Genomic DNA, 6,057 nt, shown 5'->3' with positions numbered 1-6,057 from the left:
GGAAAATATCTGATAAAAGTAGACAGATATTTTGCATCCAGTAAGATATGCAGCGTATGCGGACATAAGAAGAAAGAGCTGGCATTATCAGAACGGATATACCTATGCGAATGTGGAAACCGGATGGACCGGGATGTGAATGCGGCGGTCAATATTCTGAAAGAAGGAAAAAGAATATATAAAAAATGTGCATAATAGCACAGAAAAGATCCGTAACCGGATAAAAAAGAACCGCGGGACACGCGGGGATAGCCTGTTTTAGCTTTGCCCTGAAGGGCAATTGAGCAGGAAGCTCCCACTTCAAAATCTGTAAGATTTAAGTGGCGAGAGCATGTCACAAATAGAAGCGAATTCTCTTTCTCTGGGGCAGGTCAGGGATGTAATCAATGGCAGGCTTGTACTGGGGGAACAGAAAGAAATACAGGAAGTAAAAAATGCATATGCTGCGTATGAAAGCCTTTCGGAAATTAATCCCTATAGTATAAAAGATTTAAAGAAATTTCATGGAATTATGACAAAATATCTTGTGGAAGAATGTGGGGAGTTTCGCCATGGAGAAGAGGGAGTCTTTAATGGAGATGAATGTATTTTTATGGCACCTCCGGCGCAATTTGTACCGCAGCTTATGGATGAACTGTTTGAATGGATGAAGAAATCAAGGAATAGTGTTCATCCATTGATTATGAGCAGTGTATTTCATTATGAGTTTGTCTTTATTCATCCATTTGCTGATGGTAATGGAAGAATGGCAAGATTATGGCACACTGCGATTTTAGCTAAATGGAAACCTGTATTTGAGTTTATTCCTATCGAAAGTCGGATTGAAAAATTTCAGGATGAATATTATGATGCGATTGCCAGATGTCATGTTTCAGGAGAATCTACCATTTTTATAGAGTTTATGTTGTCACAGATAGACAGGATTCTGGAAGATATTTCGCTTCAGATGAATGAAGAAAATGAACAGTTTTCAGAAACTGTCAGGAAAATGCTTGAAATCATGGAGTATGATACGCCTTATACAAGAAAAACACTTATGGAAAAACTGGGGTTAAAGTCCAGAGATGGATTCCGCAGAAATTATTTGCAACCCGCACTTGAGATGAATTTGATCCAAATGACATTACCAGATAAACCGAATAGCAGAAAGCTTATCTGATTTATAGCAATCTATAGCAATTCCATAAAATAATGCAAGCAATCCAGCCCATCATAGTGTGAAGTCCTGCGTCAGATATCTTTCTTGTCTTTCGCACTCTGCTGAACTGTCTTGATTGCATTATTTATAAGGATTGCTATAGTTAAATGGATTGAATAAATTTCTCTACATAATGCAGAGCTGCTCCGATCGCCGGTGTATATTGTCCGTTGGTACCGACCAGAATCTGTGTTTTATCCAGTATGAATGGTGCGGCTATATGGAGATGCTCTGCCAGATATTCAATATCTTCTTCTGTAAAATAAGGTGCCAGATATCCGCTGAGGATGATCGGTGCATCGATAACAAGGTTAAGATTCTTCATGGCAAATGCCAGATGGTTTAAAAAATCTTTCCAGATCTGTATGATCTGGGGAGATTTTTTTTCGCGCAGAAGAGGGAAAAATTCTTTGGCAGGAATACCTGCAGCCTGTTCCAGTGCATTGGCAGAGCAGTAGGTTTCCAGGCAGCCACGGCTGCCGCAGTAGCAAAGTGGGCCGTCGGGATTAATACATATATGTTCAAGAGTTCCGCTGTGCATGGAGATCCCCTGATGAATCTGATGATTGGTAATGATGCCGCCGCCCAGATTTCGGTTCAGCAGGATGATAACAGCACTGTCAAGCTCCGGATGATTCCATAATTCAAGGAACGCAGCTGATTTCGAATCATGTTCCAGATAACAGGGATAAGGAAGATATCTGGAAAAATCATCCAGTTTCATGCCTGCGTTATTCATGATATCTCCATATAGTACAGTGGTATGATCCGGGGATGTGATACCCTGTGTGGCAATGGAGATGCCAAGAACTTTGTCATTGTCATACTGGCGCGATGAGATGAATTCTTTTACTGCGTCAGTAACCTGTTTATAGTAATCCGGTGTGTTGGAATATGGAAGCGGAATGGTATCTGTATAGAAAGCATTTCCATATAAATCTACAGCAGTAATATGAAACATCCCTTTTAAAATACCGATGCCAATGGAAATTTTAAAATCTGATACAATCTGAAGGGCGTTTGCCTTTCTTCCACCGGTGGATTCAAAGAAACCATTTTTTTCAATAAGACCTTCCTGTTCCAGAAGATTCAGGTTCTGACTGACAGTGGATAAACCCATCTGCAGTTCCTGAACGATCTGTAGCTTGGAGGTCGTTTTTTTTCTGTAAATGTACTGGTAAACTTTTGATTTATTTATTTTCTTGAGACTAATGTTGGTCAATCCCTTTTCACTCATAATATTCTCCTGATTATGTTACAAGATAATGTTAAGTTTCAGTTTTATTGTAGCATAGAACGAAAAAAAAACAATAAAAATATCCGGCACGATCAGAAACATCAATTTGTCAGCACACTATAGTAAAATAGACAAAAAAGTTGTTTGAAAATTAGAATTTCTGTCAATGGATTTTTTAAAAGAAAAGATATATACTCAACTTACAGTTAAGATATAAACGTAAGTAAAGAACATAACAACAAACAATAAGTATCGAATAAGACAAACAAGGAGGATATAACATGAAATTATCAATCAATGGAATCAAGGAACAGGAAGCATGGAAAAAGGCGGGAATCGCTCTTCCGGGTTATGATGTAGAGACTGCCTCTGAGAAAGCAAAGGAGAATCCGGTATGGGTTCACTTTGGTATCGGAAATATTTTCCGCGTATTCATCGGTGGAATTGCAGATGGTCTTCTGGAAGAGGGAGTGCTGGACCGTGGGATTACCTGTGTGGAAACTTTTGATTATGATGTAGTAGATAAGATTTATGATCCATATGACAATCTGGGATTAAGTGTAATCCTGCATGGGGATGGAACCCGTGAGTATAAAGTAGTCGGAGCTTTTGCGGAAGCAGTGAAGGCACAGTCTTCTAATGCAGCACAGTGGAAACGCCTGAAAGAAATCTTCACAAGCAAATCCCTGCAGATGGTTTCATTTACGATCACAGAGAAAGGCTATGCATTACAGAAAGCTGACGGAACATGGTTCCCGTTTGTAGAGGCAGATATCAAGAATGGTCCGGATAAAGCAGTTGGTGCCATGGCAGTTCTGGTTGCAATGCTTTATGAAAGATATAAAGCCGGCGAATATCCCATCGCACTGGTTTCCATGGATAACTGCTCACAGAACGGTGCAAAGCTTCGCGAGTCAGTACTGACAATGACAGAAGAGTGGAAGAAAGCAGGATTTGTTGATGAGGGATTTGTAAACTATGTAAGCGATGAGAAAGTAGTTGCTTTTCCATGGACAATGATCGATAAGATCACACCTCGTCCAAGCGAGCAGATTGCAGCAGACCTTGAGAATCTGGGTGTTGAGAACATGCAGCCGGTGATCACAGGTAAGAAGACATACATTGCACCATTTGTCAATGCTGAGAAACCACAGTATCTGGTAATAGAGGACAGCTTCCCTAACGGACGTCCGGCTCTGGAAAAAGGTTTCGGTGTATATATGGCAGACAGAAATACAGTTAACCTTTCTGAACGTATGAAAGTAACCGTATGTCTGAATCCGGTTCATTCTGCTACAGGTCCGCTGGGAGTAGTTCTTGGATATGATCTGTTTGCGCATATGCTTAATACAAATGAAGATATGATGAAAATGGCACGTATGATTGCTTATGATGAAGGTCTTCCGGTAGTTGCTGACCCTGGAATCCTTTCTCCTCAGGCATTTGTGGATGAGCTTTTTAACGATCGTTTTCCAAATGAATATCTGGGAGACACCAACCTTCGTCTGGCAGTAGATGTATCTCAGATGGTTGGCATCCGTTTCGGCGAAACAATCAAAGCATATGTACAGAAATTCGGAGATGCTTCCAGATTGACAGCCATTCCGCTGGGAATTGCAGGATGGCTCAGATATATGCTTGGTGTAGATGATGAAGGAAATAAATTTGAACTTGCACCGGACCCAATGAATGAGGAACTGCAGGAACAATTTAAGGATATTGTAGTAGGTAAACCTGAAACATTTAAGGATCAGTTAAAACCAATTCTTTCCAATGAGCGTCTGTTCTTCACTGACCTTTACAAAGATGGTGTGGGAGAGAAGGTTGAGGATATGTTCCGTGAGATGATTGCAGGACCTGGAGCTGTAAGAGCAACAATACATAAATATGTTGGATGATTTTCATCAGATGGATATTATAACTGACTTTCAGGAGGAAAATGAAAATGAATTTAAAAGAACAGTTTAATGGAATTCAGCATATTGGAATTCCGACCAATGATATTGAAGCAACCATTGATTTTTATAAGGCTCTGGGATTTGAAATTGCTTTTCGTACAGTAAATGAGGAAGCAGATGAAGAGGTTGCTTTTCTGAAATTAAATACACTTGTTGTTGAGACATATGAGAATAAAGCAGCTAAGATGGAAGCCGGTGCCATCGATCATATGGCGATTGATGTAAAAGATATTGAAAAAGTATATGAAATGATTAATCAGGCAGGATTAAATACAACCAACGATACCGTTCATTTTCTTCCCTTCTGGGAAAACGGAGTAAAGTTCTTTACAATTGAGGGACCGAATAAAGAGAAGGTTGAGTTCAGCCAGTACTTATAAAGTCAGGCGGTTAAATTCAGCGAGAAAAAGCATCTGTCAAAGCAGGTGCTTTTTGTTTTCAATATTTTATTGAGAAAAGCCTGAGAAAAGTTTAAAATAGGAAATAATAAAAAATAAATGAAAGGAGTTTTTATCATGAGTAAACGAACAGAGAGAATGAGCCGGAGTGCAGCTGAGAGAATCAACCGCAAAGATACCGTGATCAGACAGAATAATGCAGAACTCGAGGAACTGAGGAGTCAGTATGAGAATCTGGATATCTGTGAGGAGGATAAGCAGGTGATTGATGATTATATTGCCTGCAAAGATGCCAGAGCTGACAGGATGGCAGAGAAACTCTATGAAAAGGGAAGAAAAGATGTAAAGAGATGTATCCGCATCCGAAAACTGATCCGCAGATGTATGATCCTGTCTGCCATTGTTACAGTGGTGCTGGTTCAGTATAATAAGAATGAAAAGCTGAGAGAAAGTCTGGAAGAGCTGCTGAAAATGTTCCGGGATGGAGCCGTAAATGAATCAGAGGAAGATTTTTAAAATGTTTTACCGAATTCGGCTACGGTAGACCGAATGTGATTATGTATCAGTTGGAAGGAATAAGCAATATAAATAATGCAGACAAAAAATGTATTTTCGGAATTTTTTTACAAAAAATCTTCTTATAAAAGCAAAAACAGGGAAGACTCCGAGAATGCATAAAACAAAAAAGGAGCAAGAGACAGCATGGGAATACAAAGATACTCGATTATATACAGCAGTAAAACAGGGAACACAAAGAAGCTTGCGGAGAAGATCAGGGAGGTATTGCCTGAGGAAAACTGTGATTATTTTGGAACAGAAGGAGCGAAGGCTCTTTCATCCGACATATTATACATTGGATTCTGGACAGATATAGGGAATGCAGATCCTGTAACACTTGAACTGTTAAAGGGCCTGAGAAATAAAAAAATCTTTCTGTTTGGAACAGCAGGCTTCGGAGGCAGTGAAGCCTATTTCCAACAGGTTCTCGGGAAAGTTAAGGAATCTGTTGATGAGAGTAATACAGTGATGGGAGAATTTATGTGTCAGGGGAAAATGCCCCAGTCAGTCAGGGACAGATACGTAAAGATGAAAGAGAAGCCGGATCATGCACCAAACCTGGATGAACTGATCCAGAATTTTGACAGGGCGTTATCTCACCCTGACAATGAGGATCTGGACAGACTGGAAGAAATAATCAGAAGAGACCTGGAAAAATAATTAAGTCTTGACTAACAGAGGGAACTGCGGTATAGTGCTCGTTACTAA

Annotated in this window: 7 protein-coding genes; 6 read left to right on the top strand and 1 reads right to left on the bottom strand. The window is 39.8% G+C overall.

Annotated features, from left to right (window positions below; genetic code table 11):
• Positions 1 to 195, top strand: a 195-nt coding sequence (locus LI074_RS01125) for a zinc ribbon domain-containing protein (RefSeq protein WP_173744384.1), incomplete at its 5' end; no start/stop codon positions are given.
• 136 nt (positions 196 to 331) lie between these two features.
• Positions 332 to 1,159, top strand: coding sequence for a Fic family protein (locus LI074_RS01120; protein ID WP_022381324.1), 828 nt, complete (start codon positions 332 to 334; stop codon positions 1,157 to 1,159).
• A 142-nt stretch (positions 1,160 to 1,301) separates the two neighbouring features.
• Here LI074_RS01120 and LI074_RS01115 read toward each other — a convergent pair whose 3' ends face one another.
• The gene (locus LI074_RS01115) at positions 1,302 to 2,435 is read right to left on the bottom strand and encodes an ROK family transcriptional regulator (RefSeq protein WP_022381323.1); all 1,134 of its coding nucleotides are present in this window, start codon (positions 2,433 to 2,435) and stop codon (positions 1,302 to 1,304) included.
• Positions 2,436 to 2,716: 281 nt separating this feature from the next.
• Between LI074_RS01115 and LI074_RS01110 the strand changes: the two genes are divergently transcribed.
• The 4 genes from LI074_RS01110 to bilS all read left to right on the top strand — a co-directional run bounded on the left by LI074_RS01110 (position 2,717) and on the right by bilS (position 6,009).
• Positions 2,717 to 4,333 (top strand): mannitol dehydrogenase family protein, encoded by a 1,617-nt coding sequence (locus tag LI074_RS01110; RefSeq protein ID WP_022381322.1) that lies wholly within the window; start codon positions 2,717 to 2,719, stop codon positions 4,331 to 4,333.
• 47 nt (positions 4,334 to 4,380) lie between these two features.
• A complete protein-coding gene (locus LI074_RS01105; RefSeq protein WP_022381321.1) occupies positions 4,381 to 4,773 on the top strand; it encodes a VOC family protein in 393 nt (130 codons plus the stop codon).
• 135 nt (positions 4,774 to 4,908) lie between these two features.
• Positions 4,909 to 5,307 carry a hypothetical protein gene (locus LI074_RS01100; RefSeq protein ID WP_022381320.1) on the top strand — a complete coding sequence of 133 codons (399 nt, stop codon included), beginning with the start codon at positions 4,909 to 4,911 and terminating at the stop codon, positions 5,305 to 5,307.
• Between the two features lie 186 nt (positions 5,308 to 5,493).
• The gene (gene bilS, locus LI074_RS01095; protein WP_173697608.1) at positions 5,494 to 6,009 is read left to right on the top strand and encodes a flavodoxin family protein BilS; all 516 of its coding nucleotides are present in this window, start codon (positions 5,494 to 5,496) and stop codon (positions 6,007 to 6,009) included.
• Positions 6,010 to 6,057: the final 48 nt, after the last annotated feature.

The sequence above is a fragment of the Blautia sp. MSK18_10 genome (assembly GCF_020553185.1).
Classification (GTDB): Bacteria; Bacillota; Clostridia; order Lachnospirales; family Lachnospiraceae; genus Blautia_A; species Blautia_A wexlerae.
Note: the sequence above shows the minus strand (reverse complement) of the source record. Positions and strands in the feature narration are given on the sequence as shown.